This window comes from Magnetococcales bacterium, assembly GCA_015231925.1.
GTDB lineage: Bacteria > Pseudomonadota > Magnetococcia > Magnetococcales > JADGAQ01 > JADGAQ01.
In genome coordinates this window covers 1-16274 of record JADGAQ010000032.1, presented here as the reverse complement: position 1 = coordinate 16274, position 16274 = coordinate 1, and the positions used below count along the sequence as shown (strand labels likewise).

At 60.6% G+C, this 16274-nt stretch carries 13 protein-coding genes; 5 read left to right on the top strand and 8 right to left on the bottom strand.

What is annotated here, in order from left to right:
• The first annotated feature begins 258 nt into the window (after window positions 1–258).
• Entirely contained in the window at window positions 259–5262 is a 5004-nt protein-coding gene (locus tag HQL56_05810) for a response regulator (GenBank protein ID MBF0309021.1), read from the top strand.
• A gap of 66 nt (window positions 5263–5328) precedes the next feature.
• Here the strand turns inward: HQL56_05810 and HQL56_05805 are convergent, their stop codons facing one another.
• The 6 genes from HQL56_05805 to HQL56_05780 form a co-directional block, all read right to left on the bottom strand.
• A complete protein-coding gene (locus tag HQL56_05805) occupies window positions 5329–6696 on the bottom strand; it encodes a response regulator (GenBank protein MBF0309020.1) in 1368 nt (455 codons plus the stop codon).
• 81 nt (window positions 6697–6777) lie between these two features.
• Complete coding sequence (locus tag HQL56_05800; GenBank protein ID MBF0309019.1) at window positions 6778–8688, bottom strand: PhnD/SsuA/transferrin family substrate-binding protein; 1911 nt, start codon at window positions 8686–8688, stop codon at window positions 6778–6780.
• 1 nt (window position 8689) lies between these two features.
• Complete coding sequence (locus tag HQL56_05795) at window positions 8690–9505, bottom strand: GGDEF domain-containing protein (protein MBF0309018.1); 816 nt, start codon at window positions 9503–9505, stop codon at window positions 8690–8692.
• Window position 9506: 1 nt separating this feature from the next.
• Window positions 9507–9893, bottom strand: coding sequence for a DUF1987 domain-containing protein (locus HQL56_05790; GenBank protein MBF0309017.1), 387 nt, complete (start codon window positions 9891–9893; stop codon window positions 9507–9509).
• A gap of 10 nt (window positions 9894–9903) precedes the next feature.
• Entirely contained in the window at window positions 9904–10449 is a 546-nt protein-coding gene (locus tag HQL56_05785) for a hypothetical protein (protein ID MBF0309016.1), read from the bottom strand.
• A 200-nt stretch (window positions 10450–10649) separates the two neighbouring features.
• Complete coding sequence (locus tag HQL56_05780) at window positions 10650–11492, bottom strand: CZB domain-containing protein (protein ID MBF0309015.1); 843 nt, start codon at window positions 11490–11492, stop codon at window positions 10650–10652.
• Between the two features lie 225 nt (window positions 11493–11717).
• Here HQL56_05780 and HQL56_05775 point away from each other — a divergent pair, with 225 nt between their 5' ends.
• The 4 genes from HQL56_05775 to HQL56_05760 all read left to right on the top strand — a co-directional run bounded on the left by HQL56_05775 (window position 11718) and on the right by HQL56_05760 (window position 14231).
• Window positions 11718–12302, top strand: a complete 585-nt coding sequence (locus HQL56_05775) for a DUF4337 domain-containing protein (GenBank protein ID MBF0309014.1) — start codon at window positions 11718–11720, stop codon at window positions 12300–12302.
• Window positions 12303–12433: 131 nt separating this feature from the next.
• On the top strand, window positions 12434–12727 hold the full coding sequence (locus HQL56_05770; GenBank protein MBF0309013.1) for an STAS domain-containing protein: 294 nt from the start codon (window positions 12434–12436) through the stop codon (window positions 12725–12727).
• A gap of 134 nt (window positions 12728–12861) precedes the next feature.
• Window positions 12862–13473, top strand: a complete 612-nt coding sequence (thpR, locus tag HQL56_05765) for an RNA 2',3'-cyclic phosphodiesterase (protein ID MBF0309012.1) — start codon at window positions 12862–12864, stop codon at window positions 13471–13473.
• The gene (locus HQL56_05760) at window positions 13470–14231 is read left to right on the top strand and encodes a DUF3750 domain-containing protein (GenBank protein MBF0309011.1); all 762 of its coding nucleotides are present in this window, start codon (window positions 13470–13472) and stop codon (window positions 14229–14231) included. Before thpR ends, HQL56_05760 begins: the two co-directional genes overlap by 4 nt.
• Here the strand turns inward: HQL56_05760 and HQL56_05755 are convergent.
• Both HQL56_05755 and dacB read right to left on the bottom strand, forming a co-directional pair.
• Window positions 14219–14782 carry an invasion associated locus B family protein gene (locus HQL56_05755; protein MBF0309010.1) on the bottom strand — a complete coding sequence of 188 codons (564 nt, stop codon included), beginning with the start codon at window positions 14780–14782 and terminating at the stop codon, window positions 14219–14221. The genes HQL56_05760 and HQL56_05755 overlap by 13 nt on opposite strands.
• 16 nt (window positions 14783–14798) lie before the next feature.
• Window positions 14799–16166, bottom strand: coding sequence for a D-alanyl-D-alanine carboxypeptidase/D-alanyl-D-alanine-endopeptidase (gene dacB, locus HQL56_05750; protein MBF0309009.1), 1368 nt, complete (start codon window positions 16164–16166; stop codon window positions 14799–14801).
• Window positions 16167–16274 lie beyond the last annotated feature (108 nt).

The following is a 16274-nucleotide window of genomic DNA, read 5'->3' as shown; positions in this document are numbered from 1 at the left end:
TATCAGGGGGGTCTCTTTAAAAAAAACCTGTAAATTCAATATGATTTTCGAAGTTTATCCCCGGCGGCCCGAAGCATGGTGCTGTGTAGCACACCTTTGGCCAATTTTATATTCTTCTATAGGTATAGGCTTTTTGGTAAGGCGCGGCTTTCGGGAAGGCCCGTTGCCGGTTATAATGTCGGAATCGATTGTGTTTTACCGCCTTTCGGGGCCCTGAACGGCGTTTCCGGCGCGACACTCTTCCTTTACGGACGGGGTATGGACAGCATTCTGATCGTTGAAGACTCCATTAGCCTGGCCTCCCTCCTCCGAACGCGCATTGAGGGAGAGTTGGGGCTGGAGGTCGTTCTGGCCCACAGTTTCGCCAGTACCCGACAGATTCTCGAATCCCCTTCACATGACTTTTTTCTGGCGGTCCTGGATATCAATCTGCCCGATTCCACCGATGGTGAACTGGTGGATTATCTGCAGGCCCGTGGCATTCCCAGTATGGTGCTTACCGGTTCCTATCAACATCGCGTCCGGGAGCAGGTGCAGAAAAAGGGGGTGCTCGACTACTTCGTCAAAGACAACATCGGCGTGGTCCACACCCTGATCCACGCCATCGATCGCATTCGCCGCAACAGTCGCATCCGGGTTCTGGTGGTCGACGACTCCCGCAGTTCGCGCCTGATTCTGGGGCGATCGCTGCACCAGTACGGTTTCGTGGTGATGGAAGCCGAGGATGGCAAGAGCGCCCTGGACAAGATCGGCCAGGAGGGGTGCGACCTGGTGATCACCGATTTCGAGATGCCGGTCATGGACGGCATCGCCCTGACCAAAAAACTGCGCACCCGTTACTCACCGACGCAGATCGCCGTCATCGGACTCTCCTCCCACACCGATCAGAACCTGGCGGTACAGTTCATCAAGGCCGGCGCCTCCGACTTCCTGGCCAAACCCTATCAGCCCGAAGAACTGCTCTGTCGCGTTTACCAGAACATCGAGATCATCGAGCGCCATCGGGAGCTGGAGTTTCTGGTCGAACGCCACCGTTCCGTGCTGACCCATGCCCTGGATACCATCATCACCACCGATCCCCAGGGGCGCATCCTCGATTACAACCCTGCGGCGGAAAGCCTCTTCGGCTACCCCCGCGACGTGGTCATGGGCAAGCCCTTCTACCAGTTTCTGATCCCCGATCATCTGGTGGAGAGCTACCGGTTGAGCATGGAGCGCTTCCGGAGTTCCGGGGCGTCGACGGCGGATTTGCGGCGGCGTCTGGAAATCCAGGGGCGGCGCGCCGATGGCAAGATCATCGACCTGCAGGTCTCCCTGGTGGCCATCGAACAACAGGGTCAGCTCCGCTTCACCGCTTTCGTGCAGGATATCACCGACCGCAAACAGCTCCTCATCTCCCTGGAAGAGACCCTTTCCGCCGCAGAGAGCGCCAACAAGGCCAAAAGCGACTTCATCGCCAACGTCAGCCATGAGATCCGCACCCCGATGAACGCCGTCATCGGTTATACCGATCTCTGCCTGAAACAGGAGCTGCCGCCCCGGGTGCAGGACTACCTGGACAAGATCAACTCCGCCTCCCACTCCCTGATGGGCATCATCAGCGATATTCTCGACTTCTCCAAGATGGAAGCCGGGCGCATGGAACTCGACCCGGTCAAGTTCGACCTGCAGCAACTGCTGGACCGGCTGGCCAACCTCTTCAGCAAACAGACCGCCGACAAGGGCATCGAGCTGGTGCTCTATTCCGATCCCCTCTACGATCATGTGCTGTGGGGGGATGCCCTGCGACTGGAGCAGGTGCTGATCAATCTGATTCGCAATGCCGTCAAGTTTACCGAGTCGGGTACCGTGGTGGTGGAGGCGATTCCGGAGATTTTGGAGGGGGAGCGGATTCGCCTGAGTTTCGCCGTGCGGGACACCGGTATCGGCATCGATCCGGAAAAGCTTCCCCAGCTCTTTTCACCCTTTGTGCAGGCCGATGGCAGCACCACCCGCAAATACGGCGGCACCGGTCTCGGGCTCACCATCTGCAAACGTCTGGTGGAGATGATGGGGGGAGAGGTTCTCGCCCGCAGCGCGCCCGGTCAGGGCAGCGAATTTTCTTTTTGCGTCACCGTCGGTCTCCACTCCGAAAACCGCCGCCAGACGCCGGTTCTGCCTGCGGAATGCCACAACCGGCGCGCCCTTCTCCTTCTGGAACATCCGGTTCTGGCCCGACAGATGGACATCCTGCTGCGCTCCGTCAACCTGGATCCGATACGGGTGAACGACGGCGAAGCGGCCCTGGAGCAGCTTCTGGCGGTGCCCTCGGAAGAGGAGGCCTTCGCCTTCTGCTTCATCGACTGGAACCTGAGCGGCAAGGACGGTGTGGTCACCCTGGTGGAGCTGCTGGCCGTCTACCACGCCCACGCCGAGCGCAAAGGCCTGCCTCCGTTCGTTCTGCTGACCCCCTTCGGCGTCGAGGATATCCGTCATTCGGGGGAAAAGGCCGGTTTTTCCGCCTTCCTCGACAAACCCCTCACCCGACCCCAGTTGCTCAAGATTCTCATGCAGCTTCAAGGCAAAACCTGGGAACGCCACGAACTGCGACACGAAACGCTCCTGGGCCTGGAAAAGGAGGCCAGTCAGGTGGCCGGCAGCCGGGTGCTTCTGGCCGCCCCCGACGCCACGGTGCTGGGCATCGTCCGGGTCTTGCTGGAACGAGTCGGGGTGATCGTCGAGTCCACCGCCGACGAAAACGAACTCTGGCGGCAGAACGGGCACTTTCCCTATCACGCCGTCCTCTTCGACGAAAGCCTCTCCACCACCGAACCCGTTCCCCTGGCGGCCCGCCTGCGCCAAACCTCCCCCAATCCCCAGGTGGCCATACTGGTCCTTTCCAGCCAGAATCTGGATCAGGAGAACCGCCGGCCCTTCGATTTCGGCATCCAGGGTATTCTGGACAAACCCATCCGCCCGGAACGCCTCTACGGACTGCTGCTCAAATGGTTGCCCCGCCACCTGTTACCCGGCGAAGAACGTTCCGAGTCCAACCGCGTTCCGAGCAATGTCCCCGGCATCGACTATCAGGATGCCATGGAACGACTGGCCGGAAACGAACGACTCTATCACCGTCTGACCCTGGCCTTTCTCCAGGAGTACCGGAACGCTCCGGAGCAACTCGATGCCGCCCTCGACGAGGGGCGTATCGACGAGGCGGTGGATATCCTGCACGGGCTGAAAGGCTTTGCCCGTCAAATCGGGGCGGTGGTTCTCTGCCGCGAGGCCCATCATTGCGAGGAGATCCTTCCGGTCGCCTTCGACGCCGATACCCGGGCCGATTACACGGTTTTCCGCCACCAGTTGACCCAGGTGCTGGCCGGACTGGTCGGCACCCTGCCGAAACCACCGAGTCGGCTTCCGGCCTGCGCCTCCTTGCCGGAGGGCACGGGAAAAGACAGCGTGGTGATCACCCTGCTGGGCGAACTGGCCAGCTATCTCGACGACCACTCCCTCGAAGCCGAAAAGTGCCTCGAAGAGCTGCAACGCCATCTGGCCACCAGCCCGACGGCGCCGCTTCTGGCCCAAATGGCCAGGCAACTGAAGGGGTACCACTTTCCGGAAACCCGTTCCCTGCTCAACCATCTCGCCGAACAATCGGGGCTGCCTCTGCAACCCGTGGTTGCCTCTGCCAAGGGTGCAAAACCGAAAATTCTCATCGTGGACGATCAGCAAAGCAACGTGGAGGTTCTCTGCGACATTTTGACCGACTACGACTGCTGCGTGGCCCTCAATGGCAGACAGGCCCTGCAACTCGCCGCCGGAAGCCGGCTTCCGGATCTGATTCTGCTCGATATCATGATGCCGGAGATGAATGGCTACGATTGCTGCCAGCAACTCAAGGAGGACGAACGCACCAGCAGTATTCCGGTGATATTCGTGACCGCCAAAAAAGAGTTGCACGACGAGGTGGAAGGTTTTCGTCGCGGCGGGGTCGATTTTATTACCAAACCCTTCCGCAACGAAAGCGTATTGCGACGGGTGGTCACCCATCTGGAGTTGAAACGCCATCGCGACTACCTTCAGGAGGAGGTCGAACAGCGTACCAGGGAGTTGCAACAGGCCCGTGAGGAGGCCGAGCGGCGGAAGGAATCCGCCGAAGCGGGCAATATGGCCAAAAGCCGTTTTCTGGCCACCATGAGCCACGAAATCCGCACTCCCATGAACGCCATTCTGGGCATGGGCGATGTGTTGCTGGAAACCTCCTTGAGCCAGGAACAGCGGGATTACGTGATGAAATTCCGGGAGGTGGGCAACAACCTGCTGGAATTGATCAATCAGATCCTGGATCTCTCCAAGATCGAGGCCGGTCGGCTGGTCATCGCCGCCGAACCGGTCAACGTGAGTCAGTTGATGCAGGAGAGCGCCAGCCTGCTGGGGATCATGGCCAAGAGCAAAGGGCTGATGCTGGAGTATCTCCCCTGCCCGGAGCGTCCGACCTGGCTGATGGCCGATGCGGTGCGCCTGCGTCAGGTGTTGTTCAACCTGCTGGGCAACGCCGTCAAGTTCACCCCTCAGGGCCGGGTGTGCCTCCGGGAGGCGTGCGAACCCAACGAAATCTGGCATATCCGGGTGGAAGATTCCGGCATCGGCATCTCTCCCGAGGAGTTGCCCCTCATCTTCGATGCCTTCACCCAGGCCGACTCCAGCGTAACCCGCCGTTTCGGCGGCACCGGGCTGGGCCTGGCCATCTCCCGTCGTCTGGTGGAGGCCATGCACGGTTCAATCTGGGCGGAAAGCCAACCGGGAAAAGGCAGCGTCTTCCATATCGCCCTGCCGCTGAGGGAGGCTCCCCCGCCCAGCATCACGCCTCCCCCACCCACCACGGCTCCTCTGCCGGTCCGCTCCATGCGCATCCTTCTGGTGGAGGATTCGGAAGACAATCAGATGCTGATCCGCACCTTCCTGCGCAACTCCCCCCACTCCCTGGAAATTGCCGAAAACGGCCAGACAGGTCTGGAACGGGCCACCACCGAACCATTCGACCTGATCTTCATGGATGTGCAGATGCCGGTGATGGATGGCTATACGGCAACCCGGCGCATCCGGCAGTGGGAGTTGGAAAACACGGCCCGGCCCCACCTCTTCATCGTCGCGCTGACGGCTCACGCCCTGGAGGGCGAAGAGACCCGCAGCCGGGAGGCCGGATGTGATTTGTATCTGGCCAAACCGATTCGCAAACAACGCCTCCTGGAAGTCATTCAGGAGTTTGCTGCGCGTTGAGCGGGGTTGAACGGGAAAGGACACCCCGGCGCGATCTTTTCAGGGGGCCGGGGGAAAAGCGGTAATCTAAGACAATAATCTATCACCCTGAATCACCTCCAGCAGCCGCTTCTTGCGAATGGGCTTGGTGAGGAACTGATCGCAACCCGCCTCCCGGCTGCGGATCTCCTCCCCATCCACGGCATTGGCCGTCAAGGTGACAATGCGCAGGGACCGCCTCCCGGTCTCCCGCTCCCACTGCCGGATGGCGCGGGCCGAGGTGTAGCCGTCCATCACCGGCATCTGTACATCCATGATGACCAGATCGAAGGCCTCCTCCCGAACTTTCCGCACCGCTTCCAGTCCGTTTTCCGCCATGGACAGATGATGCGGCGACTGTTGCAGGAAGGTTTCGATCAGCAGGCGGTTGTCCCGGTCGTCCTCCACCAGAAGAATGCGCTTGCCGCAAACCTCCTCGCTCGGGGTCTCGACCGAGGGCGCAGCCGCCACCGGTCCCTCCTCGACCTCCTGCAGGGGCAGCCGGATGTGAAAAGTTGTCCCCTGCCCCGGCTGACTCTCCGCCGTCAGACTCCCCTCCATCTTCCCGATCAGGGCCCGCGAAACCGCCAGGCCCAGGCCGGTTCCACCATAACGCCGCGTCGGCGCCCCGTCCGCCTGACAGAACGGTCGAAACAGCCGGGCCATGAAATCGGCGTCAATGCCGATTCCCGTATCCGATACGGTCAGATGCAGGAGACCCCCCTCCCGAACCGCTCCGAGGCGGACCACCCCCTGGTTGGTGAACTTGACCGCATTGCCCAGCAGATGCATCAGCACCTGTCTCAAGTGCAGTCCATCCACGGCAATCCGGACGGGCAACGCCTCGTCCGCCCGCCATTCGACCCGAAGGGACTTGGCCTCGGCCCCGGCGCGGATCCATTCCGCCATCTCCTCCAGCAATTGGCGCAACTCCAGCACCTCCCGCGTCGGATGATGCACCCCCTCCTCCAATCGGGATAGCGCCAGAACCTGATCGATGAGTTGCAGCAGAACCGCGCCGGCGCGCTGCTGCTTCTTCACATAGCCCAGCTGTTCCGCACTCATGCCCACGGAAGAGAGCAATGCGTCGCCCATGCCGATGATGACATTCATGGGCGTGCGAATTTCATGGCTCACGGTGGACAGAAACTCCGACTTGGTGCGTTCCGCCTCCTGAACCCGTTGCTCCGCCAGCCGGATCCGCAGGATCAGCCGGTTGAGGACCGAGACCACCAGCACCGAGGCCACCAGCGCGGTTATCGTCCCCGTCAACAGAAAATCGGCGCGGAACTCGCCATGAATAAACAGACTGAGGAGGCCCACCATCACCACGGTGACCAACTCCGAAACGACCACCCCCGTCCAGAGAAGACGGGTTCCGGACCAGGATTGCAGGGTGGTGATCAGGTGTTCCATGGCAACGTGGCCTGTTAAATAATGGCATATTGTTACAAAAGATCACCCTAACACAACACAGCCTTCGGCTCAACCGATGCCTCAGCAGGGCACGAAACCGATCATGGTGCGATCATCCCGCAACGGCTCCTGGCCCCGCCACGCCGCCATGCTCTGGCGAACCTCTTCCATGCGCCCGGCCAGGGAGCGGTTTTGGGTGCCGAGCAGCAGGGAAGAGAGACCCCGCCGTCCCAGCAGGCGTTTGGGCTGACCGCCCAACTGATCGGTCATGCCGTCGGTGAAGAGGAAATAACAGGAATTCGGCGCGACGGAGAGGACATGCTCCTGCAGCACCCCTCGAAGGGGATGGGTGCGATACCCCAGGCTGGCCCGATTGGGGAGGATCTCCCGTATCCGTTCCCCCTCCTGAATGAACAGCGGCACTCCCGCTCCGCAGTAGACCAGTTCCCGACAGGAGGGGCGATAGAGACAGAGCCCCGCTTCCAGCCCGTCGTCCTCCAGCACGCCGCGCCGGGCCTGGCGCAGACGCTCCCGCACCAAACCGTCCAGTGTGGTCAGAATGGCCGCCGGGCTGTCGTTATCCTGCAGCGCCCGGTCAAGCGCACTGGCGACCAGCATGGTCATGAAGGCCCCCGGAACCCCGTGACCGGTGCAATCGGCCAGAAACAGAATCGCCGTCTCCCCGCGCCAACCCAGCCAGTAATAATCTCCCCCGACGACCTCCAACGGATCCCACCAGACCTCCACTTCCGTCATCAACTTCTTCAGAACCGCGGTTCCGGGCAGCAGCGACTCCTGAATGCTGCGGGCGTAATCGATGCTGCCGGCCATCTGCTGGTTGGTTTCGTCCAGGCGCAGGAGGGTGGCCTGCAAGCTGCCGAGGGTGGCTTCGACCACCTCTTTTTCGGTACTCAGATCCTCCAGCGTCTTGCCCAGTTCTTCCTGCTTGCCTTGAAGTGCCAGTTGCACCTCCCGCAGCTTCCGATTGGAGCGGCTGACCAGAAACGTCGAGACGGCCAGGATGAACAGGATCAGCAACACCCCGGCCAGGTAGGGCCAATAACGCCGAAGCACCTCGATGGGATCGATGCGGCCCAGATCGCGATAGGGTCCCAGGTGCAACTCCCGGTAAAGCTCATGCACCGGGGTGTAGTCGTCGGGAATGGTCCACCCGGCGATGCGGGCCGATCGGGCTGCGGCATCTTCCGGAGTCATGGCCAGCAAGGCCATGACCACTTTGCGCGCCAGATCGTCGCTGGTGTGGCGCAGCCGGGCCATAGGCCACTCCGGATAGAGCCGGGTGCTCACCATGAAGGGAAATCCGGGAATGGAGCGGGGAGCGATAACCCGAAGCTGATGCAGTTGAATGCGGTTGTCCAGCGCCATGCGTTCCAGGAGATCGGTCCGCACCGCTCCGGCATCGGCTTCGCCCCGCAGCACGCGGAAAACGACCTCCTCCTGGTTGCCGGTTTCCACCAGGGAGGCCAGGTCGTTTTTCGGATCGAGGCCCGCATCCTTGAGTTCCCGCCACTGGGTCAGCCAGCCGCCGAACGAGGTGTCGTCGACCACCAGCAGGCGCTGATGGCGCAGATCCTCCAGGGACTGAAGATCGACCCGCTCCGCGCGGGTGAAGAAGAGGCCGCCGAATCGGGTGTAGCCCGAACCGTTCGGCCCGAGATTGCGCAGGGTGGAGATGCGGCTGATGCCGTGAAGGGTCTCCAGCTCTACATACTGGCCGGTATTGACGATGACGAATTCCAACTCGCCGCTTGCCACCGTCGGATAGAGGGCGGTGAAGTCGAGGGGCACGATTTGAAAATCGAGTTCCGGAATGGCGCGATGCAGGTACTCCCCCAGAGGGTTCCACTGGCGGGCGGCCACCTCGATACCCCGGTTGGCCAGTACGCCGATGCGCACCGACTCCCCCGCCATGGCGGGAAAGGTGAGGGCGAGTGCCACCACAAGCAGAAACAGGCGAGGCAACACGCTCACCTCAGGCCACCACGACCCGGTTGCGCCCGCCCCGTTTGGCGACGTACAAGGCGGTATCGGCACGATGCAACGGCTCTTCCAGGCTGCCGTCGTCCGGGCTGGCTGCCGCCAGACCGATGCTGACCGTCATGGCGAACCGGTTCACTCCGTGGCAAATCTCCTGTTTTTCGACCAGTCCCCGCACGCGATTACCCACCTCCTCGGCCTTTTCCACATCGGTTTCCGGAAAGAGCATGACAAACTCTTCCCCCCCGAATCGTCCCAGGATATCGATGGCCCGCACCTCGTTGCGGCAAACGGTGGTGAAGACCTTCAACGCCTCGTCTCCTGCGGCATGGCCGTAGGTGTCGTTGATGTTTTTGAAGTGGTCGATGTCCGCCAGGGCCAGAGTCAGGGGCCGACCACTGCGCCGCATGCGCTCCATCTCCCGTTCGCCCAACTCCAGGAGCCGACCCCGGGTCAACACCCCGGTCAGGGCATCGGTGGAGGCCAGGCGGCGCAGGGTCTCCTCCAGTTCGCGACGCTGGGCGATTTCCACCTTCAGGGCCGCATTCAGGGACTCCAGGTGGATGGTCTTCTCCTGCAACTCATCCATCACCCGTTTCAACTGAGCCTGCTGACGATCGCTCACGCGCACCAGGCGGGCGTGTTCCCGATAACTGCGGCGGTAGGCGGCGATGATGCTGTCCAAATCCTTCTTGAGTCGGGAATCCCAGCGAACCAATTCGGCGCTCAGACTTTCCGCCCGCCGCAACACCTCCTCTTCCAGGGAAAAGAGGTCGAGGTCTGCCGAACTCTCCATCAACCCGAGGCCCATCTCACCCCTCCACCGCCTCCAGCTCAAAATGGATGCGCTCGAAATCCTGGGCGAAATCCCGACCGAACTCCTCCATGGTATCGTCGCCCTCCGTGAAGTACCAGCGCACCGTCACCTTCCAGTCGGCCTGCCCCGCGCCTTCCAGAAGCTGCATCAGGTGCATGAGAGCCTTGGCGCTGCTGGAATTGAAATAGGCCAGGCGAAACTCGAAACGGAGTTCCCTGGGAGGGCTCTCCTGCAGATAGGCCTTCAAGGCGTGATAGAGTTGACCGAAAAAGCTGGAGGCGTTTTCCGGATAGGATTCCCCGGAGAGGGAGAGAAGCCCTTCTGCAAAGTTGAAATGCACGGCCGGAGTGCGTTGCGTTGCAGCCAGAACGAGAGATTCCATCAGTATATCCTTAGATATTGACCTGAATACAGAAGAATGTCATGCCGTTTCCGATATCGTGAAAATCGAAATTCACCGGAAGGGTGGCCCGGCGCATGATCTCGATCAATCCGACGGTGGCGCCAAGACTGGTGTCTTCCGGACCATTGCGCAGCTTTTCCATGTAGTAAAGCTTCAGCTCGTCGCGATTCATGCCATTGAGCCGTTCCAGGCGTTCCTTCAGGCGGGGCACCTCCCGGGTTTCGACCAGATTGGCGCAGACCACGAAGTAGCGCTCCTCGCGGTGTCCCACCACCACGATCCCTTCATGCAGGGCCTCCTGTGCCGCCTCCGCTTCCTCTTCCGCACCGTAGCGGATGACATTCTGCACCAATTCCACAAAAACCGAAAAAACCCGTCGGGTGGTGTTGACATCGGTGGATTCCTGAGCCATGCGCCGCCTCAAGGTCTCCCCCAACGCGGCCAACAGACTTTCCGAAACCTGTCCGCAGTAGGAAAACAAAATGCCCTTGTTCTCCAGGGTCTGTTTGAAGTGAAAGTATTCCTCTGCCAGCATGCGTTTCACCCCTTTTACGGACAGGAATGTTGCCATGACCAACTCCGGGAAAAGTCGGTCAATAATCGAAATTATCTATGAAAATTATAGATCTGTATAGCGGGTTTCTCTCTCTTTCACCACGGCGTGGGCGAAAAAACGGAAAAACCCACTTCGGCAGGGCCCAAGGGGGGGATGGCGCGGAAAAAGGGGGACACCCGTTACGAATCGGGCCGATCTCCCGAAGGCAAGGCGTTCTGGTTCAACAGGCGGGCTACGTCCACCAGCAGGACATCGCGCATGCTTTCATCCGTCGGCGAGCGATAGCGTCCCAGGGCCCCCACCAGTTCGCTACGCCCCATTTGGCTGGGCAGAGGGTATTTGATCTCCTCCAGCACACTGAAAAAGTTGATATCATCCACCGCTACGGCAAAGAGTTGGCCACGGTGCTGCATCACCACCGAATACTCCAGCAGATATTTACGCACCAGCTCGCCAATTCCGTCAAACAGGGTCAGCAGGCCGGCCAGTATGCCCTTTTCCGCCTCTTGAACCAGCTGTTTGGCCTGAAGATCCTGCCCCTTGTCCAAAAGGTTCATGGCCTCGACGGCCACCTGGTGAATGCGGCGATGGGGTTGGTCGAAACGGGCCATATACGCGGAAAGATATTTATTGTCCGTGCGAAACTGGCCGTAGTACCATTTACCGAAGGCGCATTTGGTGGGGTCCGTCTGCACCGTGATGGCGGCGCCGGACTCCACCTCCCCTTTCAGTTTATTCAGCCAGTTGACGTGGTCCTGCCGGCGTTGAGCCATGGTGGTGATCAGTTCTTCGGTCTCCAGCAGACGGGATCGGGTTCCGAAGCAAAGGCGCAGGTCCAGCAGGGGCAGGCAGCCGTCCCGAAAGGGAATCACGCCGCGCACCTCCGGGGGATATTGCGGCAGAAAGGTATGGGCGGGAAGGTCGCTCACCGATACGACTTCTTCATGGGAAATGCCGTACTGACCGCCATCCACCGTTACCACCAGGTAGGGGCTGTCTGAGGGAAAAGGATTTTCGGGCATGGTTTCACCTCCCACATCGCTGGATACGAACGATTGAGAATTCTCCCGGTGGGGATGGATGTACATCAATATTAATTTTTTTCATATAACGGATTGTAACTCAGAGTGACTACATTTCGTCAAGAAGAATTTGTCAGGAAAGAGCGGCTCCGTTGAAGATGCCTCATCGCAAGAGTACCCTGATTCCGTCCAAGTCGGGAAACCTGAAGCTGAAGGGAGACTTTCGTGAGTGATTTGAGCGATACGGTAAACGAACGGATTGGCGGCGAAGCGGACACCTTCAACAACGTGGTGGCCATTCTGGTGACGGTGCTGGCCACGTTGATGGCCCTGTTCAACGTCAAGGACGGCAACATCGTGCAGAGCATGGCCATGGTTCAGGCTCAGTCGATCGATACCTGGGGCCACTATCAGGCCAAGTCGGTCAAGGAAAACATGGTCGAAGGCATGCTGGATCAGCTTCGTGTCCAGAGAAGTCTGCTGACCCTCCCCAACGCCCTGCTTGAGGAGAAGATCCTTTTCAACCAGACCGAAGTCAAACGCTACCGCCAGGAAAAAGAGGAACTCAAGGCCAAGGCCGAAGGGCTCGACCGGGAGTATAACCGTCTGAATCTCCACGACGACCAGTTCGATCTGGCCGAAGCGGGCATCAGCGTGGCCATCGCCATCCTGGGCATCGCCGCCCTGACGCGAAAACGCGCTCTGGTAGGCCTTGCCTTGATCCTGGGAGGTTTCGGGGTCTTCATGGGAGTGGCCGGATTTCTCGCTTGGCCGATTCACCCGGACCTGCTGGCCTCTCTCTTTTCCTGACCGCAACCGACTCGGGGGAGATGCGGCTTTTCCGTGCCGCAAAATAATTCGCTTTGCCCCGCTTGCACCCACGCCCGGAATGCATGTATCCTCTGGTCGATGGCTGTGTTGATGAGGCTAAAGGAGACCCTATGGCTCTTTCCGTCGAGGCAAACGGCAGGCAGTGCGTGATTCAGATTTCCGGTGAATTCAACTTCCATATGCGCCGGGAGTTTCGCGGCGCTTATGAAAAGCTCCCGCCGGAGACCGATTTCGTCATCGACCTGCGACGCACCACCGGCGTGGACAGCTCGGCGTTGGGCATGTTGCTGGTGTTGCGGGAACACGTGACCGGGAAAGGGCGTATCTCCATCGTCAACGCCCCTCCGAAAATTCGGGAGTTGCTGAACGTGGCTCAGTTCGGCAAAATCTTCAGCGTTTCCTGACCGATGGTTCAAGCGGGACGGCATCCCTCTCGGGCCTGCGGTTCTGGGCATGAGCCATAGCGCAACCGGTCGGCGCCCGCCAACCGGAAACCCTTCCGAATCGACCTTTCAATAACGTCACGAAATGGCCTAAGATGGACTCTCTACTCCAGGAGGCCGCGTTGACCGACAATCCGCTGATCGAACACTCCACCATTTTGCGCCTGTTCCTGGCCATCGACCTGCCGGAGGCCCAGAAACAGGTACTCCATGCGGGCTGTCAGACCCTTCGTGCCTACCTGCCCGGCCTGCGTTGGGTCACTCCGGAACACTACCATCTCACCCTGCGCTTCCTGGGGGACACGTCCAGTACCGGACTCCGCTCCATAGAAGCCCTGATGGAGGAGGTGGCCCACCGCTCCCCTGCCCTGCCCCTGCAACTGGATCAATGGGGCAGTTTTCCCGACAGGCGTCGCACCCGCGTGATCTGGGCCGGAGTCAGCGGAGAGGGCCTTGCCGATCTGGTCTCTCTGGCCAACGAGCTGATGCGACTCTTCCCCAGCCACGAACGCAAGCCGTTCGCGCCCCACATCACCCTGGCACGCGCCCCCATCAATCCGCTGGCCCTGCCACGGGACTGGGAACTGCGTCATCCCCTGTCGGCCATGCCCTGGTTGGCCGGGGAAATTCACCTCATGGCTTCGACCCTCACCCCCACCGGCAGCCGTTATCAGATATTGAAGAGTGCGGCTCTTGCCAAGACATGAAGAGACGCTTTGCGCAGCTCCTGCTGGCCGCCGTGCTGCTCTCCTCCCTGGCGGGAATGTGGTCTCTGTACCGTAGCGGGCAGGTTCGTTTCGACCAGCAGTGGCGTACCGCCAGCCGGGCCAGTGCGGGCATCGCACCCAAAGCGGGGCGGCATCCGGCGGCCCTGGTGCAACTTTATCAGGCCCGAGCCTTCTCCTGGCGGGGTTTCTTCGGGGTTCACACCTGGGTGGCCCTCAAAGCCGAGGGGGCGGATGCCTACACGGTTCTGGAGGTTTTGGGCTGGAATCTGCTTTTTCACAACAAGCCGTTGGTTTCGGTGCAGAAGACCGAACCGGACCGTCTCTGGTTCGCAGCCAGACCCGAATTGCTTTTCGAAATTTCCGGAGAACAGGCCGTCCAGGCCATTCCCAAGCTTCTGGCGGCGGCGGAAAGCTACCCCTTCCCAAAGCACTACTGGGTCTGGCCCGGCCCCAACAGCAACACCTTCACGGCCCACCTGCTGCGGGAAGTCCCCGAAATGCGCGGTGCGGAATTGCCCGCCACCGCCATCGGCAAGGACTTCCTGCCCGGCCTGGCGGCGCCCACTCCCAGCCACACCGGCTGGCAACTCTCCCTGGCAGGCCTGGCCGGGCTGTTGCTGGGCTGGGAGGAAGGGGTCGAAATCAACCTGCTGGGGTTGACCTTCGGCCTGGATTGGCATCCTCCGGCCCTCAAACTGCCCGTTTGGGGCCGGATCGAGCTTCATCAGGATTTTTGAAGGGCTTCCAATCCCGCCTTCAGTCCCTTGGTGGAAACCGGAACGATCAGTGGCTCCTTGGCTCCAACCGGCAGCCAGCCGATCACGATTTTCTTGGCACCGGAAATCGCCTTCAAGGTGCTGCCGTCGAGAGGGAGAAACGCCTCGCAGCCCGCCGGGGTGCAATAGCGAAGGGCTAAATTGGTTGGAAAACCATCATCCGCCTTGAGGGAGACACCCGCCGCCAGGTCAACCCCAAGAGGCACGATTGCTGATAATAAAGTTATTTTTGTACTCTGCTGGTAGTTCAATCGAACAATCAATGAAGGTTCTTTGGCATCCTTCCGAAAAACCGCGTGGGCCAGCAAACACAACTCGGGACCATTCTCTTCGGGCCGACCGCATTTCATCGTCCAGTCATCGAAGGCCTTGCCCTTCTCCGAACTTTCGGAGGAGGTCGCCTTCTCCGTGGTCTCCTTGTCCTTGTCCTTGTCCTTTTTCGAACCGGCCCAACCCTCGGCACTCAGGGTGAAGATCAGACCCAGGGCCATCCACATCGCGATGCGTTTCAAATTCTTGCCTCCTTGATCAGTACTGGCGAATCCAGTCTTCCACCCGATTGAATATCAACTCTCCCGCCCGTCCGTTCCACTCCTTGGCCTGACGAATCTCATTGGCCGAGTGGGCGTTGGTGCGGGCATCGAACTCTTTGCGCCGCTCGAAATCACTGACGAAAACGGCAAAGACCAGGCGTCTGCCGGTGCGGGTCAAGGCAAAGCCCGCCAGACCCCGCCCGTAATGGATCACCCCCGTCTTGGCCCAAACCCGGAAGGCGTTGGGACCGCTCATTCGATTGGCCAGAGTACCCTTCCAGCCCGAAATGGGCAACAGGGAAGCGAAGGTGCGCTCTCCGGCCCGGGCCTGATTGGCAAACCGCAGGATCTCCACCATCTGCCGTGGTGATACCCGGCTGGTTGCGGTCAAACCACAACTGTTGCCCAGCTTGAAACCGTTCCAGTCCACCTCCGGCATTTTACGCCGCATCCAGTCCGTGACAATGGTTGCCGCGTCGCCGATGGATTGGGGTTTCCCGGCCAGATGACCCGCTGCCGTCATGGCGATGAGTTCGGTCCAGAGATTGTTGGAGTGTTCCAGCGTTTGATCCACCAGCAGATCCAGGGTCGGGCTGCGATGTTCCGCCAGAACCAGTCGGGCCTCCACCGGCGTTTTGCCCGCAACCGGACCCGGAATCTCGACACCGATACGGCGGGCGAACTCCCGCAGCGCCGAGGCGAAATAGCGCCCCGGATTCTTGATGGGCAGCCACTCCGACCCGTTGCGAACCCCGCCCAAACGCCATTGCTCTATGCCGTCCCCTCCCACGTAGTCGAGTCCGTTCTGTCCGGCAGGGGCCGGTTGAATCTGAATGTACCCGAAATCGGGCGTCACGCTGTAGGCCAGGCCACCCGACTTTTTAGTCCCCGCCCACTGCAGCCGCACCCGGTTGAAATCGAGGGTCAGGGCGGAAACCCCCTGATTGTAGGTCTCCTCCTCGCTCTGTTCTTCGCTGATGTTGGCCGCGGGCAGCAGGGCCGATTCGTCGTAGACGAAGCGTCCCTGCACCCGCTTGACGCCGTGGTTGCGCAGTTGCAACACCAGATCCATCAGGTTGGCCATGGAAAAGGAGGGGTCGCCGCTGCCGACCAGATACAGATCGCCCTGCAACACCCCGTTGGCCACCTGGCCGTTGGTGCGCAGGCTGGTCAGAAAGCGGAATTCGTGCCCCAGAATGTGCAGCGCGGCCAGGGTGGACGGCACCTTGGAAACCGAAGCGGGGATGAAAAGTTCCGTATCCCGGGCGTGTTCCAGAATCTGGCCGCTGTCGAGATCGGCCAGCAGGAAACCGACGTTGGCGCTGGTCGGGCTGGCCGCCGCGCTGGCTTGAGGGGCAGGCATCTTTCCGGGACCTCCGGGACTCGGAGCGGGTTTGGCGCTATTGGGGCGGGTCATGCGGGCAGGGGTTGTTTTGGGGGGCATGTTGGCGGCTCGGCGCACCGAGGGGGG